Annotated in this window: 21 protein-coding genes; 10 read left to right on the top strand and 11 right to left on the bottom strand. The window is 65.0% G+C overall.

All coding sequences use genetic code 11. The features are described 5' to 3' along the window. Positions 1-10: 10 nt before the first annotated feature. Positions 11-913, top strand: coding sequence for a helix-turn-helix transcriptional regulator (locus ABZ803_RS01470; protein WP_357031252.1), 903 nt, complete (start codon positions 11-13; stop codon positions 911-913). 71 nt (positions 914-984) lie between these two features. Here the strand turns inward: ABZ803_RS01470 and ABZ803_RS01465 are convergent, their stop codons facing one another. Next, positions 985-1,671, bottom strand: a complete 687-nt coding sequence (locus ABZ803_RS01465) for a TetR/AcrR family transcriptional regulator (protein WP_357031249.1) — start codon at positions 1,669-1,671, stop codon at positions 985-987. A 35-nt stretch (positions 1,672-1,706) separates the two neighbouring features. Between ABZ803_RS01465 and ABZ803_RS01460 the strand changes: the two genes are divergently transcribed. Continuing rightward, positions 1,707-3,080, top strand: a complete 1,374-nt coding sequence (locus ABZ803_RS01460; RefSeq protein ID WP_357031246.1) for an FAD-dependent monooxygenase — start codon at positions 1,707-1,709, stop codon at positions 3,078-3,080. Positions 3,081-3,152: 72 nt separating this feature from the next. Here ABZ803_RS01460 and ABZ803_RS01455 read toward each other — a convergent pair whose 3' ends face one another. From ABZ803_RS01455 to ABZ803_RS01430, 6 genes are all read right to left on the bottom strand, one after another. Continuing rightward, the gene (locus tag ABZ803_RS01455; protein WP_357031243.1) at positions 3,153-3,785 is read right to left on the bottom strand and encodes an MBL fold metallo-hydrolase; all 633 of its coding nucleotides are present in this window, start codon (positions 3,783-3,785) and stop codon (positions 3,153-3,155) included. Beyond that, on the bottom strand, positions 3,782-4,867 hold the full coding sequence (locus ABZ803_RS01450; protein WP_357031240.1) for an S-(hydroxymethyl)mycothiol dehydrogenase: 1,086 nt from the start codon (positions 4,865-4,867) through the stop codon (positions 3,782-3,784). Before ABZ803_RS01450 ends, ABZ803_RS01455 begins: the two co-directional genes overlap by 4 nt. Before the next feature lie 70 nt (positions 4,868-4,937). Further along, on the bottom strand, positions 4,938-5,060 hold the full coding sequence (locus ABZ803_RS01445; RefSeq protein ID WP_357031237.1) for a hypothetical protein: 123 nt from the start codon (positions 5,058-5,060) through the stop codon (positions 4,938-4,940). A gap of 60 nt (positions 5,061-5,120) precedes the next feature. Further along, the gene (locus ABZ803_RS01440) at positions 5,121-6,251 is read right to left on the bottom strand and encodes an NAD(P)/FAD-dependent oxidoreductase (RefSeq protein WP_357031234.1); all 1,131 of its coding nucleotides are present in this window, start codon (positions 6,249-6,251) and stop codon (positions 5,121-5,123) included. Next, the gene (locus tag ABZ803_RS01435; RefSeq protein ID WP_040787029.1) at positions 6,248-6,445 is read right to left on the bottom strand and encodes a ferredoxin; all 198 of its coding nucleotides are present in this window, start codon (positions 6,443-6,445) and stop codon (positions 6,248-6,250) included. The genes ABZ803_RS01440 and ABZ803_RS01435 overlap by 4 nt, the downstream gene beginning before the upstream one ends. A 13-nt stretch (positions 6,446-6,458) precedes the next feature. Then, entirely contained in the window at positions 6,459-7,643 is a 1,185-nt protein-coding gene (locus ABZ803_RS01430; RefSeq protein WP_357031231.1) for a cytochrome P450, read from the bottom strand. Positions 7,644-7,876: 233 nt separating this feature from the next. Between ABZ803_RS01430 and ABZ803_RS01425 the strand changes: the two genes are divergently transcribed. After that, positions 7,877-8,542 carry a helix-turn-helix domain-containing protein gene (locus ABZ803_RS01425; RefSeq protein WP_357031228.1) on the top strand — a complete coding sequence of 222 codons (666 nt, stop codon included), beginning with the start codon at positions 7,877-7,879 and terminating at the stop codon, positions 8,540-8,542. Between the two features lie 311 nt (positions 8,543-8,853). On the opposite strand, the gene ABZ803_RS01420 is transcribed toward ABZ803_RS01425, so the two are convergent. The 3 genes from ABZ803_RS01420 to ABZ803_RS01410 form a co-directional block, all read right to left on the bottom strand. Then, complete coding sequence (locus tag ABZ803_RS01420) at positions 8,854-9,156, bottom strand: hypothetical protein (protein WP_357031225.1); 303 nt, start codon at positions 9,154-9,156, stop codon at positions 8,854-8,856. Positions 9,157-9,721: 565 nt separating this feature from the next. Further along, entirely contained in the window at positions 9,722-10,021 is a 300-nt protein-coding gene (locus tag ABZ803_RS01415) for a DUF6342 family protein (protein ID WP_357031222.1), read from the bottom strand. 608 nt (positions 10,022-10,629) lie between these two features. Continuing rightward, a complete protein-coding gene (locus ABZ803_RS01410; protein WP_357031220.1) occupies positions 10,630-11,040 on the bottom strand; it encodes a hypothetical protein in 411 nt (136 codons plus the stop codon). A 443-nt stretch (positions 11,041-11,483) separates the two neighbouring features. Between ABZ803_RS01410 and ABZ803_RS01405 the strand changes: the two genes are divergently transcribed. Together ABZ803_RS01405 and ABZ803_RS01400 are read left to right on the top strand one after the other, a co-directional pair. Continuing rightward, entirely contained in the window at positions 11,484-11,744 is a 261-nt protein-coding gene (locus ABZ803_RS01405; RefSeq protein WP_357031217.1) for a hypothetical protein, read from the top strand. A gap of 24 nt (positions 11,745-11,768) precedes the next feature. Beyond that, positions 11,769-12,986, top strand: coding sequence for an FAD-dependent oxidoreductase (locus ABZ803_RS01400; RefSeq protein WP_357032606.1), 1,218 nt, complete (start codon positions 11,769-11,771; stop codon positions 12,984-12,986). Here ABZ803_RS01400 and ABZ803_RS01395 read toward each other — a convergent pair. Next, positions 12,886-13,434 carry a hypothetical protein gene (locus ABZ803_RS01395; protein WP_357031214.1) on the bottom strand — a complete coding sequence of 183 codons (549 nt, stop codon included), beginning with the start codon at positions 13,432-13,434 and terminating at the stop codon, positions 12,886-12,888. The genes ABZ803_RS01400 and ABZ803_RS01395 overlap by 101 nt on opposite strands. 171 nt (positions 13,435-13,605) lie before the next feature. Between ABZ803_RS01395 and ABZ803_RS01390 the strand changes: the two genes are divergently transcribed. The 5 genes from ABZ803_RS01390 to ABZ803_RS01370 all read left to right on the top strand — a co-directional run bounded on the left by ABZ803_RS01390 (position 13,606) and on the right by ABZ803_RS01370 (position 16,740). Further along, positions 13,606-13,866, top strand: coding sequence for a hypothetical protein (locus tag ABZ803_RS01390; RefSeq protein WP_357031211.1), 261 nt, complete (start codon positions 13,606-13,608; stop codon positions 13,864-13,866). A gap of 41 nt (positions 13,867-13,907) precedes the next feature. Then, positions 13,908-14,252 carry a PEP-utilizing enzyme gene (locus ABZ803_RS01385; RefSeq protein WP_357031208.1) on the top strand — a complete coding sequence of 115 codons (345 nt, stop codon included), beginning with the start codon at positions 13,908-13,910 and terminating at the stop codon, positions 14,250-14,252. A 47-nt stretch (positions 14,253-14,299) separates the two neighbouring features. Continuing rightward, positions 14,300-14,938 carry a hypothetical protein gene (locus tag ABZ803_RS01380; RefSeq protein WP_357031205.1) on the top strand — a complete coding sequence of 213 codons (639 nt, stop codon included), beginning with the start codon at positions 14,300-14,302 and terminating at the stop codon, positions 14,936-14,938. A 281-nt stretch (positions 14,939-15,219) separates the two neighbouring features. Then, positions 15,220-15,981 carry a hypothetical protein gene (locus tag ABZ803_RS01375; protein WP_357031202.1) on the top strand — a complete coding sequence of 254 codons (762 nt, stop codon included), beginning with the start codon at positions 15,220-15,222 and terminating at the stop codon, positions 15,979-15,981. Between the two features lie 174 nt (positions 15,982-16,155). Next, on the top strand, positions 16,156-16,740 hold the full coding sequence (locus tag ABZ803_RS01370; RefSeq protein WP_357031199.1) for a hypothetical protein: 585 nt from the start codon (positions 16,156-16,158) through the stop codon (positions 16,738-16,740). The last annotated feature ends 537 nt before the right edge of the window (positions 16,741-17,277 follow it).

The following is a 17,277-nucleotide window of genomic DNA, read 5'->3' as shown; positions in this document are numbered from 1 at the left end:
GGATCTCAGGATGACCGATGTTGTCGACGTCCAGGCGGTCCGCAAGGCCCGGCGCGCCGAACTCGGGGCTTTCCTGAAGTCCCGCCGAGCCCGGATCTCGCCCGAGGACGTAGGACTACCGCCTGGACCGCGCAGACGAACCCCGGGCCTCCGCCGGGAAGAAGTCGCTCAATTGGCCGGGATAGGGATCACCTGGTACACGTGGCTGGAACAGGGCCGGAGCATCAATGTGAGTGTTCAGGTGTTGAATGCGGTGGCGCGGACGTTGTCGTTGGATGCGGCGGAGAAGGCGCATTTGTATCGGTTGGCGGATGTGCCGACGGTGCCTTCGGTGTCTTCGGGGTCGGCGTTGCCGGAGGAGTTGCAGGTGATTCTGGATCATCTGGAGCCGTTGCCGGGGGTGGTGTTGAGTGCGCGGTATGACGTGTTGGCGCACAACAGTTCGTATGAAGCGTTGTGTCCGGGGTTTTTGGCAGGGGAGCGGAATGTGGCGCGTCGGGTGTTCTTGACCCCGGAGTGCTGCAACGCGTATCGCCATAATTGGGATGATCTGCGGCGGATGGTGGGGTATCTGCGGGGTGCGTATGCGAAGAATCTGGGTGACCCGCAGTGGGAGGAGTTCATCGCGGAGTTGTGTGCTGAGAGTGAGAGTTTCGCGTCGTTGTGGGCGTTGAACGATGTGGCGGTGCCGGTGAGTCGGACGAAGCAGGTGCGGAATTTGGCGGTGGGGGAGTTGGAGATGTTTTTGACGAGTATGTCGTTGCCGTCGGTGCCGCATGCGTGGATGCAGGTGTATACGCCGGTGGATGAGGTAGCGTGGGGGAAGTTGCGTGAGTTGCTGTCGATGAGTCCGGAGCAGCGGCAGCGTCCGTGGGCGGAGCATCGGGAGCTGTATCACGCTGCGGCAGGCTGAATCTCGTTCATGCGGTGTCGTGGGCGAACTCACCGCGCGTGGGTGCCCGGATCGCCTCGGTCTGTTCGTGATCACTGTGCCGTCTGCTGAGAGTCCGCGATCCCGGTGAGGATGCGGCGCAACCCGTGCGAGAACTGTTCGGCCGGGCTCAGGTCGGCGGATTTGATCATGCGCGAAATTGAGGGATATGCGCCGCTGTCGATGACCTTGCGCATGTAGGGGGCGACGGTGGCGCGCCACTGGTCTTCGGTCTGACCGGTGCGCCGCTGAGTCTGTTTCTCGGCGAGCTCGCGGATGACCGCGCCGCGCACGTAGTCCCTGATCAGTCCGACGGTCGAGGCTGCGTAGGCGATGTCGGAGGTCAGCGGGGCGGCCGCGGCGAGTGCGTGTTCCAGGCCGCGCAGCCAGTTCGGGCCGAGCGATGGCCGGGTGGCCAGCAGCGGGGCGAGCCAGGTGTGCCGCAGCCACAGTTCGCGCTCGTGGTGAGCGTATGCCTCGAGGTCGGCGCGCCAGTCTCCCGTCAGCGGCGCGTGGTCGTCCTGTACCGCATCGGCCATGAGGTCGAGCAGGTCGTCGCGGCTGTCCACGTAGCGGTACAGCGAGGTCGTGCCGGTCGACAGCTCGGCGGCGACGCGGCGCATCGACAGCGCGTCGATCCCCTCGGCGTCAGCGATGGCGACGGACGCGTCCACAATGCGCTCCACGCTCAGGGCCTGCCTTTTCGACCGGTACGGTTCACGCTCCCAGATAAGCGACATGGACAGGAGTCTACAGGAATGGATACAGTGTGCCCATGAACGGGCACACTGTATCCACGGATGTTCTGATCGTCGGCGGCGGATCCGTCGGGCTGATGCTCGCGGTGCTGCTGCGCCACCACGGCGCAAAGCCGCTGGTCGTCGAGGAGAAGCCGGACCTTTCGCCCCACCCCAGGGCCACCGGCATCGGGTCGCGATCGGTGGAGATCCTGCGCGAGGTGGGCCTGGATCAAGCCGTCAACGAGGCTGCGGTCGATTTGCGGGCGGGCAAGATCAAGGGGCGCACCCTCGCCGAGGCCGACTTCACCGAAGGTGTGGAGTGGAAGGCGAAGACCGAGGCCGAGCTCATCTACACACCGGCCCGGATCCGCGGCACCTGCGGTCAGAACCTGCTCGACCGTGTGCTGATCACCAAGGCCGGCGACGTGGAGTTCGGCGTGGCGCTCGACTCATTCGAGCAGGACTCTGGCGGCGTCACCGCGACACTGTCCGACGGGCGTGTCGTGCGGGCGCGCTATCTGGTGGGGGCCGACGGGGTGCGCAGCCGGGTCCGGCAGGTCCTCGGAGTCGGCCTCACCGGTCCCGGTGTGATGGGTCGGGAGACGACGAGTGTCCTGTTCCGCGCTGATCTGCGTCCGAGCGAGCCGTTCGCCATGTGCAATATCGAGCATCCGGACGCGACCGGCCTGCTGGTGACCGTCGACGGCCAACGTGAGTGGGTGTTCCTCACCGGCCTCGACACCGAGCCGACTCCCGACCTCATCCGCACCGCGCTAGGCGACCCGTCCATCGAAGTGGTGATCCGCAGTGTGCTGAGGTTCCGGGGCCGCGGCCAGGTGGCCGATCGCCTGTCCGTCGGGAGGGTCTTCCTGGTGGGCGACGCGGCGCACGCGATCCCCCCACTGGGCGCGTTCGGGTTGAACACCGGCATCGCCGACGCGCATAACCTGGCGTGGAAGCTGGCACACGTGCTGCGCGGTAAGGCCGGGCCCGAACTGCTGGAGACTTATCACGCCGAACGCCATCCGGTGGCCCTGATGACGATGGAGCAGGCGCGCCTGCGGTTCAACGATCCGTCCCTGCACTGGGGAAAGGACATGGCAGCGGCACGCAAGGCGGCAGGGGCGCTCAACGCGCCGGTCGTGCACCTGGGCTACCGGTACGGCGGCGCGGAACTCCCCTCCACCGAGGACGTCGCCCTCGACCTCGACGGGTCCCCGGGATCGCGCTTGCCGCACATGTGGGTGGCCGACGGGGTGTCCACGCTGGATCTCGTCGGATCGCAGTGGTGCGTATTCACGGCCGATCCCGGCGTGGAGGCCGACGTTCCGGTGCACCTGGTGGATGGCTGGCCGTACGGGACGGTGCTGGTCCGCCCCGACGGTTTCGTGAGCCGCTCCTACAGCTAGCGCGCCCCGCACTGTCGCAGCCCGCGTGATTCGAGGCCGTGCGTCTCAGCGGGCTGCGCGACGCTCGGACGCTCAGAACCCCCGCTCGATCCAGTGAGTCAGTTGCGGTGCTTCGACGCCTATGGTGGTGCCGTCGCCGTGACCGGTGTACACCCGGGTGTCTTCTGGTAGGGCCAGCAGTCGCTGCTGTATCGAACCGATGATGGTGGGGAAATCGGAGAAGGAGCTGCTGGTCGCGCCTGGCCCTCCGGAGAAAAGGGTGTCTCCGGAGAACAGGGCTTTGGCCTCGGGCAGGTGCAGGCAGATGGAGCCTGGGGAGTGTCCGGGAGTGTGGATTACCTCGACGGTTGTCCCAGCGATCGCGATACGTAGCGAGTCGGTGGCCGCCCAGTAGCGCTGTCCGGGGTGACTCATGTCCCAGAGGGTTTGGTCTGCGGGATGCAAAATCACTGGTGCATAGAGCTTTTCGCCGAGCTGGGGCGCGAAGGTGATGTGATCGTTGTGGCCGTGGGTACAGATCACCGCGACGACGTTGCGATTGCCGATTGTTCGAATGATCGCTTCGGCATCGTGGGCGGCGTCGACGACGATGACCTCTTCGTCGTTGCCGATGACCCACACGTTGTTGTCGACCTCCCACACGCCGCCGTCGAGTTCGAAGGTGCCGCTGGTCACCACGCGGTCGATACGGAGTCCCTCGCTCACAGGATGACCACCGAACGGAGCACATCACCGGTGCGCATCCTCTGGAAGGCCGCCTCGACCTGGTCGATCTTGATGCGCTCGGTGACGAACTTTTCCAGGGATAGCCTGCCTTGCTGGTAGAGATCTACCAGTGCCGGAAAGTCTCGTTCGGGTAGGCAGTCGCCGTACCAGGACGACTTCAGCGCGCCACCGTGGGAGAACAAGTCCAGCAGTGGGATATCGAGCCGCATGTCGGGGCTCGGCACACCGACGAGTACAACGGTGCCGGCCAAGTCGCGGGCATAGAATGCCTGCTTCCACGTCTCTGGGCGACCCACCGCATCGATGACGACATCGGTGCCGAACCCGTCGGTGAGTTCCTGCACAGCGGCGACTACGTCGACGCGGGACGCATCAATGGTGTGTGTGGCACCAAAGTCTCTGGCCCAGGCGAGCTTTCGTCGATCACGGTCCACGGCGATGATCTTCGATGCACCGACCAGGCGTGACCCCACGATCGCGGCGGCGCCTACGCCGCCGCAGCCGATGACTGTGACGGAATCGCCACGGCCTACGTTGCCGGTGTTCACCGCGGCACCCAATCCCGCCATCACGCCGCAACCGAGCAGTCCGACGACGGCAGGGTCGGCGGTGGGGTCGACTTTCGTACATTGCCCGGCGTGTACCAGCGTCTTCTGCGCGAACGCCCCGATCCCGAGCGCCGGGGTGAGCTTCGTGCCATCCTCGAGCGTCATGGGCTGGCCGGCGTTGAACGTGCTGAAGCAGTACTGGGGACGCCCGCGTTTGCAGGCGCGGCATCGACCGCAGACCGCGCGCCAGTTCAAGATGACGAAGTCGCCAGGTTGCACCGAATCCACACCCGGCCCGACGGTTTCGACGGTGCCGGCGGCTTCGTGTCCGAGCAGGAACGGGAACTCATCGTTGATCCCGCCCTCCCGGTAGCTCAGATCTGTATGGCACACCCCGCACGCGGCGATCGCGACGACGACCTCACCGGCGCCTGGGTCGGGAATGATGATGTCGGTGAGCTCGACGGGAGCTCCTTTCGCACGAGCGATTACGCCGCGCACCTTCTGAGGCATTTGGTTTCCTTTTCTTCACGGACCTGGCAAGCATGCGCCGGTCGACGAACGACCGGGATTCATCCGGCACTCATCGGGTGGCGCCGGACAGTGTCATCGGATACGCGAGGACGAGCAGCGCTGTGATGACGGCGGGAAGCATGGCAGCTGGCTTGTCGCGGGCGCGTACGTGGACGACAACAGCACCGATCATCAACAACAGCAGGTCGAATCTGCCAGCTCATCTGCTCTTCCTCGATGCGCTGCCGCAGGGCTATACGGAGCCAGCCATCTTCCTCAATGCGGCGACGGATTTCCGGATCCCGTAGGCGACAACCGTCGGTCGCATGTCAGCCCGCTTCCAGGTGAGCAGAGCGGCTCCGTCCGCGATGCTGCCCTCTACACTGGTCGGTTCGCCGACCAGTGGCAGCGGCCCAACGATTTTGATAGACACCCCCAGAATTTCGGTCCAGAAGTAGTCGTCGGTGGCGGACGTTGAAGATGCGAGCCCGAGGGCCGACGCGGCGGCGACCTTGCCTTGTGCCACAGCGTTGGACCAGAACGGGGCCCGTCGGCCGTCGCGGATCGAGTAGGCGACATCGCCGGCCGCGTAGACCCCGGCAGTCGTTGTCGCACACAAATGATCGATACCGATGCCGCGTTCGTCGGCTAGGCCGGAACCATCGAGCCACGAGGTATTCGGTACTTCCCCGGCGCAGGTGACCACGAGGTCGGCGGTCGCTACAGATCCGTCGCCGAGAATGACACCGCAGACCGGATCGTCTGCAAGTGTGACCAACCGGGGAGTGTGCACTATCCGGACGCCGTGTTCTTCGGCCCGTGCGCGTACGGCGTCGGAGAGGAAAGGCCCGAGGATGCGCCGCAACGGAGGGTCGACGTCGATCACGGTGACCGCGACGCCGCGAGCGACGCACGCGCTGGCGACCTCCATTCCCAGGAAGCCGGCGCCGACCACGATCGCCGAGGTGGCGGTCGAGAGCCTCGCTCGCAACATCCGCGCGTCCTCGAGTGTCCGAAGGACCAGTTCCCCGGTCTGTCCACAGGCGGCCAGCCGCCGTGCGTCGGCGCCGGTTGCGGCGATGAGCGCGTCATATGCGAGGGTGCGGCCGGTTGCGGTGGTGACGGTGCGGGCGTCGAAATCGGTGCTGACGGCGGATTCGCGGAGGAGATCTGTCTCCAGGTCGTCGAGCCGATACGGCAGAGAGTCCTCGGCGGCCGGGTCGTGCAGGACCGCTTTGGACAACGGTGGTCGCGAGTAGCCGCCGAGTTCGTCGGCGCCGATGATGGTCAGTCGACCGGTGTGTCCTAGGGCGCGCAATTCACGCGCCGCGGTGATCCCGGCGATGGACTCGCCGACGACGACGATCGAGCGGGGGAATGTCACGACTGCTCTCGCAGGATCGCTACCGGGCAGGAACTGATGGCCGCGCGCGCGGCGGTGACGTGCTCTTCGGGGACGTCACCGCCCTCGAATCGGTAAGTCAATTCGCCTGCGTCATCGAGTTCGAACACTGCGGGGGCCTGCTCGGCGCACATGCCATGGCCTTCGCAGCGAAGGTAGTCGACGGAGATCTTCATTGCGATTCGTCCTTCAGGCGGGAAAAAGTTGCAGGGGAAGGTTTTCGAAGCGGTGGATGATGTTGTTCATCGCCCATTGCGGTCGTCCGGCGATCTCGATGCGTTCCACGCGTTCGAGCAGTGCGGCAAGGATGGCCTGGGTTTCCAGCCGGGCCAAGCCCTGACCCGCGCAGCCGTGGGTGCCGTGGCCGAAGCCCAGTTGGCGGGATGCGTCGCGGCGGATGTCGAAAGTGTCGGGAGACTCCCACTCGAGTGGATCCCGATTCGCCGAGGAATACATCACCACCACCCGTGCGCCCTCCGGAATGGTGACCCCCGCCAGGGTGACGTCACGAATTGTCTTGCGAGAAAACGCCCGCAGCGGTGACTCGTAGCGCACCACCTCATTCACCGCATTGGCGATCATCGTGGGGTCGGACCGCAGTAGCTGCCACTGGTGCGGATGGGCGGCGAACAGGTACAGGGCGCTGGAGATCGCGCTGATCGTGGTGTCCAGTGAGGGTGCGAGAAAGTCGATCATCATGGCTGGGCACTCGTTGTGCGCGATCTCGCCTTCATCGGCGGCTTGGAGGATCTCCGCACCCGCGCTGCCGGGCAGTAGCTGCCGGTCGCGAGCGAGGCGGCGGGTAAACCGCATCATCTCGATGCCGGCCGGAGCGGTTCGGATCGATTGGTTGTTGATCGGCCCGAGTGAGTCGAAAGTGGCTCCAGCCCAACGCAATAAGTGCTCACGCCCGTGCTGTGGCCATCCGATCAAATCGGGTACGACCGACATCGGCAGTGTGGTAGCCAATTCGACGCCGTCGATCCGGCGCCGTGCTATAGCAGCTTCGACGGCAGCGACCGCTTGCCGCTCGACCGTCTCACGCATCGTGCGCAGCGCCTTGGGGGTCAATCGTCGGCCTAGTAGCGCACGCCGCCGGCTGTGGTCTTCGCCGTCACTGTTGAGGGTGGTGCCACGCGAAAGCCGGTTGGCGACAGGATTCAGTCCGACGCCCTCGCCGGAGATGAAAGTGTCGTCAGCGAGTAGGGCAGCCTTGCACTCGGCATAGCGTGGTAACGCGTATGCCCGCTGCCTTGTCAACCACACGACCGGACCCAACTCGCGCATCCGGGCGTAGTGCGGATACGGGTCCATGATCACCTGCCGCGAGTACAGGTCCGGCTGGTAAACGGGGACACCAGCAGTCTTACGCATCGAAACTCCTCAACACCAACGATCGTCTGTCGATGGCTCTTCACCGGATCGTCCCGGCCGAATCCCGCCTCGAACTGGATTCAGGCGACTGGATCGCCAGGCCGATCTGTGGCCTGCGTCTCAGGCTAGTCATTTGATTGATTGAATGTCAATGACATGAAATCAACTTGTGTTCACCTCGGTGGCGGCCCAGTATCGGAGGAGGCGATCGGCAGGCAACAGGAGGGACACCGATGACCGCGACAACCGGGAAGGGACGTACGACCATGCGTGCTGCGCAGGCCGCCGAGACCCGCCGGCGCCTCATCGACGCCGCAGTCGAGGCGTTCTCCGAACACAGCTACGACGAGGTTGCCGTGGCCGACATCGCTAAAGCCGCCGGGGTGGCCCATGGACTGCTGTTCCATTACTTCGGCAACAAGCGTGGCATCTATCTGGCGGCCTTACGGGATGCCTCCGACCGGATCGTGCGAGCTCAGGGACGCGATCCCGAGCTTCCTATCGTCCAGCAGATCCGCGCGGGGTTCCGCGCGCACCTCAGCTATCTCGCCGCACACCGCGGGCTCGCGCTCCGGTTGGTGCTAGGCGGACGAAGCGCTGATCCCGAGGCGTTCGAGGCTTTCGAAGCGGGTCGATGGCAGACAATTGAGGGGTGGACCACCCTGTTGGGACTCGACCCTCAAATTCCCGCCTTGCGCATGATGATGCGGTCTGCCAATGGTGCGATCGATGAGGCGACCCTCTACTGGTTACAGAACGGAGAACCCTTCGACATCGAATCCATGATCGATGCCCTGATCCCGATGGTGGTCGCCGGGCTGCGTGCTGCCGGTCAACTCGACCCCGCCCTCGATGTGGAGACCGCCACGCAAGCGATGCTTGATAGTCGCAGGCGGTGAAGTTGCAGCAGTGAGGTGCAGGAACCGTCCGTCAGGTGTATGGGTTCGCAGCTGTGCAGACTGAGGTTCACCTGCCTGCGCGCGGCCACGCCACCCCCGGCGGGGCCGCAGCACGCAGAGACGCGGGATCGACAGCTGTCGACGACACCCCGTCGGCCAGACAACAGCCGCGCCGTGCCCGAAACCGACAACCCGAACTCACTCGACCGACCGCTTGCGCAGTCGCTGGTGCGGTAGGACCCGGCCCTACCACCGCACATGACCTATCGCCGAATGCCGCGGGGATTCGGCGTGCCTTCCCAGTGCAGCCATCAGACGGGGGACAGGGGATGCCAATAGAAGCCGCCACCTCGGTTGCGTAACCGGACAAGGCAGTTGTCGTAGTCGAGATCGTAGAGCGCGAGATCGATGACAACCTGTCGCTCGCAAGCAGTTTGGATGTGCAACATGACGATCAGCTCGTCCAACTCAGGGTCATCACCCGTTGTAGAAGCGATGCGGTGAACCTCGCGCAACTGCTCGCTGGTCAGCATGCCGCCTCTGCCCGCCCGCCGGGAGGGAAGTCGCGCTGCGGCCGCGGGGTTGTCGGAGGGGTCGATGAGCCCTTCGCGCACAGCACGCTTGTACAGATGCGGAAGGCCGACAGAAGATTCTCCGCGGAGCCGTGCCCGCCACGCGAGTTCGCGCGAGCGCGAGAACGAATCTGATGCGCGTCCATCAATTCTCCGATCTCCGGGGCGGTCGGGTCGGTCAGCTTCCGCTCACCCCAGACCTCGATGATCGCCCGCCACGACGAGGCGTAGCTTGCCGGGGGCTTCTGCGGGGTCTTCGTACACATGTGGTCGATGTACTCACCGAACCGGGAACAACTAGCCGACGAGCGGCCAGCATGGCCCACGCGGCGGTCGAGCAGAGGTTGCTGCCGACGGTGGGGCAGAGCTTGCCGTAGGGGGACTTCGTCGGAACTCACGTTGCTCCTAGCACGAGGTGATAGACCGCGCCTGAAGAATCTTTGGTCCCATGTCCGAGGCGGTTGCCCAAATGCCTCATCGATCGGCCGGAAATCGGTAAAATGAGGAGTTCGGCAGAAACGCCCTGCCGACCGTGCGACGGTCGGCAGGGCGTTTCCCCATTTTCGATCCGGACCGCGACACGACACACGGCCGGTCGCGGCACCCGTCAGTAGCCCAAGTTGGTCTGTCCGGTGATCACCCGACCCGCGACATAAAGGTCGCCATTGGAGTCCAGCACGGCGATGATCTTCTTCTGGGTGCCGTGGTGGGTTGTGAAGTAGATCTTGTCGGCCTCCTGGGAGGAGCTGAAGTTCGTGTTCACCGACAGTTCGATGCTCACCGGCGAACTGATGAGGACATCCTTCTTCGGTGAGGTGGGATACACCTGGTTCTGGCGCAGCTTCACCCGACCATGGGTGTCGCCCTCTTCCCAGTCGGAGGCCAAGCCCAAATCGATATCACCCATGCTGATTCCCCTTAGGTTGCAGATCATCCTGCGATCCTCGAATTGATATCCAATTCGATTGCCCCGCAACATGATTCTACGCAAGACGAGTGTCGGGTCGGACGCCAACGGAGCGATTGTGGTCACTCGCTCTATGGGAGTAGGAACTTTCGGTCAAGATCGCCCCGGACACCGGATCCGTACGGATCCGGCACTCGTGGACAGGCTTCGGGCCCCTGCGATCCGGTAGCGCGCGCTCCCGCTCCGACTGATGTGGCTGTTCGAACCGCGGGCGCTTCGGACCTCCCCGACTGCTCCAGCGTCAGAACGCTGTCGAGAAATCGTTCGGTTTCTGGACACTCGACAACCGGCACGGAAGGCGCGGACTTCCAGCGCATCGCGTTGTCCAAGAAGCGAGTCGAGCCGCTGAGGGAAGCGAGGTCGGGCCCGGGGATGGTCGTAACATCACCGGGCCCGGCACATCAGGTTGAGCGGGTGCCGAGGACAGCCTGGAGACCGACGCTCGGGCACAGACGCGTCTGTACTTACGCGAATGGCTTGATCATCCGCGGGATATAGAGCTGGACCGGTTCGGAGTCCTCGTCACCCGGGCGCTTCCGCCAACAGAGTCAATCCGTGGTGGGTTGATCCCGGTATTGGTTCACGAGGTGCTGGTAGAAGCTGTTCTCTGGCGACTCCGACGAGATGGCCCGCAGGCCGATGGTGACCTTCCGGCCGACTACCGTCGAGGTTCCGTCCTCATCGATGCCGAGATCCTCGACGATCGCTGGCACCAGTTCTTCCAGCTCGTCATCGGTCGCATAGACGGCGAGACGGCATTCCACTGGGACGCGCGCCGGGTCGTATGCGTCGCCCCACGCGCGCTGAGCGAACTCGTCGACCGCGGTGACCGGTCCGAAGCTGGTAAAGCACGGGATACGGTTCACCCCGCGGATCCGGTGGGTGCTCTCTTCCAGCGCTAGCGCGACCGGGTGGATTCCCTCGCCGTCGAGGGCGCCGGGCCCGGTCGCGTCCGGCAACCCGAGTCCTACCGCGAACTCCCACACTTGGCGTTCGTCGTCGTCCACGTCCAACCTTTCTGCTATTTCTTCGATGAGCTCTCGACGCGGCAGTGCTTGACCTTCCGCCCACCTGCTGATGCACGGCCAGTCGCTGATGACCTACAACAGCAATCTGGGCAGCCGGACACACCCGCAGCGACTCGCCGACAGCGCCTCTCGCGCGATGGCGCTGGTCGGTGCGGATCGATATCACCGCCGAATACGCCCTCGCCGACGTCGAGACCACGATCGCGAACCCGGCCGGCGGAGTTACCCTCGGCAACGGCGTCGTCCGCATCGGATGAATCACCGTCGGTGATCCGGCCGGGAGACCTGCTCGCGTGTCCTGCGCCGGATCAGCCTCCTTTTCGTTCGGGTCATGTGCGGCCGCCGCGGAGCCAGTCGGTCGGTGTCGCCCCGCGGTGGAAATCGAGGTGATCTGCTCGGATCCGGCCGAGCATCGGCACCGTGTCGTTTCGCGGTCGGTCGACATCCCTGACCTGTCGCTGCCGGAATGGCAGCAGGTGCTCGACCGCGAATATCAGCCGTGGGATCGGGACCGCATCATCCTCGACACGGCTGGCGGGAGCCCCGACCAGTCGTTGCGCCGCCTGCTCGGGCGCCTCCATCACCTCGGGGCTTCCAGCGTCCAGACCAGCGGCAGCAACGATCACGAGGTTTAGAATGACGATGTGCAGCGCGCTGCAGTGACCGATCCGTCGCGTGTCGTGGTCCTCGGGTCCGGGTTCGCGGGTCTGTGGGCGGCGCTCGCGGCGGCCCGGCGGCTCGACGAGCTCGGTGTGGCGGGCGGGACCGTCGATATCACGATGATCAGTTCCACGCCGTACCACGACATCCGCGTGCGTGACTATGAGACCGATCTGAGCACATCCCGCATCCCGCTCAGCGTTCTTCTCGATCCGGTCGGAATCGAGCACATCATCGGCGAAGTGACGGCGATCGACGCTGTGGCGCGAATCGTGGAATCCACCGCGGGCGCTCACGGCTACGACCGGCTGGTGCTCGCGTTGGGCAGCCAGGTGGTCAAGCCCGATATCCCTGGCCTGCGGGAGTTCGGATTCGACATCGATACCCACGACGCGGCGACGAGACTGCAGGCTCACTTGCGCCGGCTCGCCGAGGGTCCCGCTGACCCTGCGGCCGCCACGGTAGTCGTCGTCGGGGCGGGATTGACGGGGATCGAGGAGGCGACCGGGCTGCCCGCGACGCTCGCCGACGTCTTTGCCACGCGTGCGGTCGCACCGCGGGTCATCCTGGTCGACCGCAACCCGTTCGTCGGCTCGGACATGGGTGTATCGGCTCGACCGGTCATCGAGGCGGCGTTGGCCTCCACCGGCATCGAGACCAAGTTGGGCGTCGGGGTGGTGTCCATCGATGAACGCGGGGTGACGCTGTCCTCGGGTGAAATGGTGGCCGCCGCCACCGTCGTCTGGTGTGCGGGCATGCGGGCCAGCCTGCTGACCGCGGACTTCGGCGTCGACCGTGACCGGCTGGGGCGACTCCCCGTCGACGACTATCTGCGTGTCTGTGGTGTGCCCGGGGTATTCGCCGCAGGTGACGTCGCTGCCGCGAGAATGGACGACGAGCATATTTCGGTGATGTCCTGCCAGCACAGCCGACCGATGGGCCGATGGGCGGGATACAACGTCATCGGCGATCTTCTGGGCGAGCCCATGAAGCCGTTGAGGATCCCTTGGTATGTAACGGTTCTCGATCTGGGACCGGCAGGAGCGGTGTATACCGAGGGCTGGGACCGCCATGTGGTCGCGTGCGGCGAGGAGGCCAAAGACACCAAGCGCGCCATCAACACCCGGCGTATCTACCCACCGTTGAGCCGCGACCGCGACGCATTGCTGGCCGCCGCCGCGCCCGACTTGCAGGCCGCACCGGAGTACGGACACTGAGACCGGTGGTGACGATGCCGACGGTCGCGTTCGGTCCCGCCTCCTTGGCCATGAGCCGGTGGACCTCCGCTAGGGCCAGCGCCTGCAGCGGACCGTGCACGACCAGAGCGGGATAGCCCTCGACGCCAGTCGCGTACGGCCAGTCGTAGCGGATGCGATGCGCGTTGGCTGTCGCGGCCGAGAACCGAACCAGCAGATCGGGATCCGTGCGCGGGGCCCATTCGGCGCCGGAGATCCGGGTCAGCGGAGTTCCGGGTTCGGGTGAGTCGGGGAGCGCAGCGGGCTTGTCCGGCCGCGGCGCGGCCTCCCGGTAGATCAGGTTCTGCTGCTCCTCGACCGCGAGTTCGCCTGCGGCGGTGAACAACCGGATGGCCACGTCCACCACGACGAGTGCGCCCGAACGGGCGTTCTCCTCGGTCGCCGACACCACTTCGGCTTCGCGGCGCACGGTCTCTCCGACGGTCAGCGTTCGAGGAGTCTCGGTTGTCCGTCAGCGGCACGTCGACGCGTATGTAGCGCCGATCGTTCGGCGAAAGCCATCACGAACTATCGCCATGTCGTCAACTAATAGTTGACGACGACATAATCGTCAACTATTAGTTGACGCATGGATCGGCAGATGTCATCGCGCGACGTGATCGCCGCGATCGAGCGGGCGCACCCCGGTGGCGGCCTGGATCAGGTGGCATCAGCGGTGTTTCACGCTGGGCACCGGTTGCGGCCGGCCGATCAACTGCTCGACTATTTCGTGGACCGAGCCCAGCACGCGGGCATGCCGTGGACGGAAGTCGGCGCCCACCTCGGTGTCTCCAGGCAGTCCGCGCAGCAACGATTCGCGACCCGCGTCGCAGAGCGCCATGCGGCCACGACGCGGCGGTGACGGGCCGAATCGTGGTGGCGCGGCGGATAGAAGGAACCGGGATGTCAGAAGCGCCGATTGTCACCGGCGTCTCGGCCAGCCGTGGGGTTGCCGTCGGCCCGGTCCGGCTGGTGCGTAGTGTCGACGACTTCGACGCGGTTGGGCCGGGCGATGTCATCGTCTGTCGCACGACCGATCCGTCGTGGACAGTGCTTTTCGGCGTTGCCGCCGCGGTGGTGACCGAAACCGGGGGGATTCTGTCCCATGCGGCGATCGTCGCCCGCGAGTACGGGATTCCAGCCGTGGTGGCGGCCGAGGGTGCTATGGAGGTCCTGGCGAATCATCGGAGGATCTCGGTCGATGGGACGAACGGACATGTTCATGCGGTTCGCTCGACTCGACGTTGATTTCGCTTCATCAGGCACGGCTGATCGATACGAAAGGGAGGTCCGCGGTGACGCACGTTTCCCGCAGTTCGTTGCTCGCGTTGCACGCGATCCGTCTCGGAGGGTTCGTTGATACGCAGGCGGTGGCCGACAGATACGGAATGCCGGTCGGCCTCGCCGAGTCGCATGTGCGGCACTTCCGAGAATGTGGCTGGATCAGCCGCTTCCGTTTCGGGGCGGACGCAGGGTGGTCGCTCACCGCGAGCGGGCGCGTTGAGAACGAGCGGTTGCTCGCCGACGAGCTTTCCGAGTGGGGGGCAAAACCTTTGGTGGAAGACGTCTATCGTGAGTTTCTCCCGCTCAACGCACGGTTGGTGCGGGCTTGCACGGCCTGGCAGCTGACCATCCTTCCCGATGGCAGCATGACGGATAACGACCACGCCGACGCGCAGACCGATCGGCCGATCCTGGCCGAACTGGAGAGCCTCGCAAGGGAATTGGTTCCGTTGACGATGCAACTCACCGAACGACTCGCCCGGTTCTCCGGTTACGACACTCGGTTCGCCGCGGCCCTCTCCCTGGCCGCCGATGACCCCGAGATGGTTACCGGCACCGAACAGGATTCCGCCCACCGAGTTTGGTTCGAACTGCACGAAGATCTGATTGCCACGCTGGGAATCGACAGGGCATTCACCTCCGGCCCCTAGGGAGGTTCTCCGTTCTCCCGAGCTCGGCGGTTCGGGCCGTCCAGGACAGTGCGCAGGCCGTGCTCCGGAACGGCACCGGCGGCACAACTCCACTCCACCACAACGTTCGACTTCTGGCCATCACACGGCCTCCTCGATGTCGGATGCCCAGAATGCGGTTGGCGACAGTGGGGGAGCGGGCCTGCCCTCCGCCCACATGGCAATCCCACCATCGTCCGGCATCCCGTATCGGCGGTGACGACGCCCAGCCCGTGGACACCGACAAAGTTCACCCGTAACGAGTGAACCGACTCACGGCGGGCGCTTGGGAGCCTGGTTTCGTCACCGGTTCGACTATCAAGGAGGACGCGATGCGGTTTCTCGATGCTGCGGTTCAACTCCCGAACGACGACGGTTGTTGGCGCACTCTGCTGTTCCGTGGTGATCGGTTGCTCGACCTCAACTGGAATCACGGCTACCAGGAATACAGGATCACCGACTACCAGAAACAGTGGCAGAACCTGCCCGAATATTTTAGGAGCGACCTCGATGCCGCCTGCCCGATCCCCGATGATAACGGCTGCTGGCGGACATTGCTCTTCAAGGGTGATCAGTTGCTCGAGTTGAACTGGGATCACGGCCCCGAGCAGTACACGATCAATCATTATCAGAAACAGTGGAAAAACATCCCCGCGTATTTTACGAGCCACCTCGACACCACCTGTCGAATTCCCAATGATAGCGGTGGTAGTTGGCGGACACTGCTTTTCAAGGGTGATCAGTTGCTCGAGTTGAACTGGGATGACGGCTCCAAGCAGTACAGGGTCCAGGATTACACGAAACAGTGGAACAACATCCCCGACTTCTTTGCCGGCCACCTCGACGCTGCCTGTCAAATCCCCAATGACGGCGGCAGCTGGCGCACTATGTTGTTCAAGCAAGACCAGATGTACGTCTTCACCTGGGATCACGGCGTGCAATATGAAGGCCCGGTAGTCGATTACCCCGAGCCGAATAACACTTATGTCTGGGAAAGGGCCTACCGCGCGCTCACGGAAGACTAGAACTCGCGCGACGGGGCCCTGCTCGGTGACCTCGCGCTGGGACACCAACTGCTCGACCGCGCCGCTACGGCCTCCAGGGGATGCGGGTGCCACCCGTGATGGCGGAAAATTCAGCGACACACGGTGGGCGTGTCTGCGGGGGTGCGGGCAGGCGGGCTGCGAGCATGAGCGCCCATGTCCGGTGCGAAGAAGAAGCCAGCCCGCCGCGCCCGGCGATCCGGCGGTGACGCGGCCTGGGATTCCCCGAGCGGTGAGGCTGCCTGGGTCGCGGCGATGCGCGCGCACATCTGGCATCGCCGATACCCACCGTCCTCGGTGATGCAGGCGCTGGGCACACCCTGCGGTCACCCCGTGCCGGCAGCGGATATGCGGGTGTTCGCCGGGCTGGACATCATGATGCGGGTACGCGGCTGGTCCTTTCTCGGGGAATGCTCCGGCCCGGAAGTCCTCACCTGGATCTACGGACCCTCCGAGGCCGGCGAAAGCTATCTCGACCGTGGCCTGGAACCGGTCACGACGATCGCGGCCACCCTCGACCGGTCGCTACCGACCGACACCGTGCGCGACTGCGAAGTCGAAGTCCTGCTCGTCGGCACCCCCCACAGTCAAGCCCGCCTCAGCGGCCTGACCGGCCTCACCCCGCACCTCGCACACATCGAGGCCCACCGCCCCGGCGACCCCGTAACCCTCCCGTTCCCCCTCGGCCGCGCCCGCGTCACCGACCGGGCCAGCCAGCCTTCCATCGGTGCCGATCGATGATGCGGCAGGGCTGTGACCAGCGATAAAATCGTCAACAGGTCGGGGAATCGCAGACGATTCGATCGCGGAAGGAGATGAGATCGATGGGCCCCTTCGGCCTCGATCTCGGCGTCGGCCTCCACGCGTTCCTCAGATGGCTGGCCGTCACGTTCGGAATCGGATACGGCCTCAGCTGAGCGATGCGCCGCCTCCTCGCCGCGGCAGCAGCCGCCGCCGCGGTAGTCCTCACGCGCGCCGCCGATTGCGAGTCAGAGCAGTACATCTGATCTGTAAGCGTCGGTTGCAGCTCCGTGCGGCGCCCGGCTATCAGGAGCCGTTGAAGGTCGTCCTCGACGGCCGGACCCCGCCGAGCGGCCCCGGCTCGAAGAGATTCGCGACAACTTCGAAGCTCGCGGCATCGAAGCCGAACGCGAAGGCCGGCTCGGTGGAGTCGAGGGCCTTCAGGTCGGCTGCGCCGACGTCGACGACGAGCTCGTCCAGCTAGGCGCCACGCTTCAACGGACGACGGCGGAAACCGAACAGCATTCGACCTCCGCC

The sequence above is a fragment of the Nocardia sp. NPDC047648 genome, assembly GCF_040642815.1.
Taxonomy (GTDB): Bacteria; Actinomycetota; Actinomycetes; order Mycobacteriales; family Mycobacteriaceae; genus Nocardia; species Nocardia gamkensis.
The sequence above is the reverse complement of the archived record's forward strand: the minus strand, read 5'-3'. Positions and strand labels throughout refer to the sequence as shown.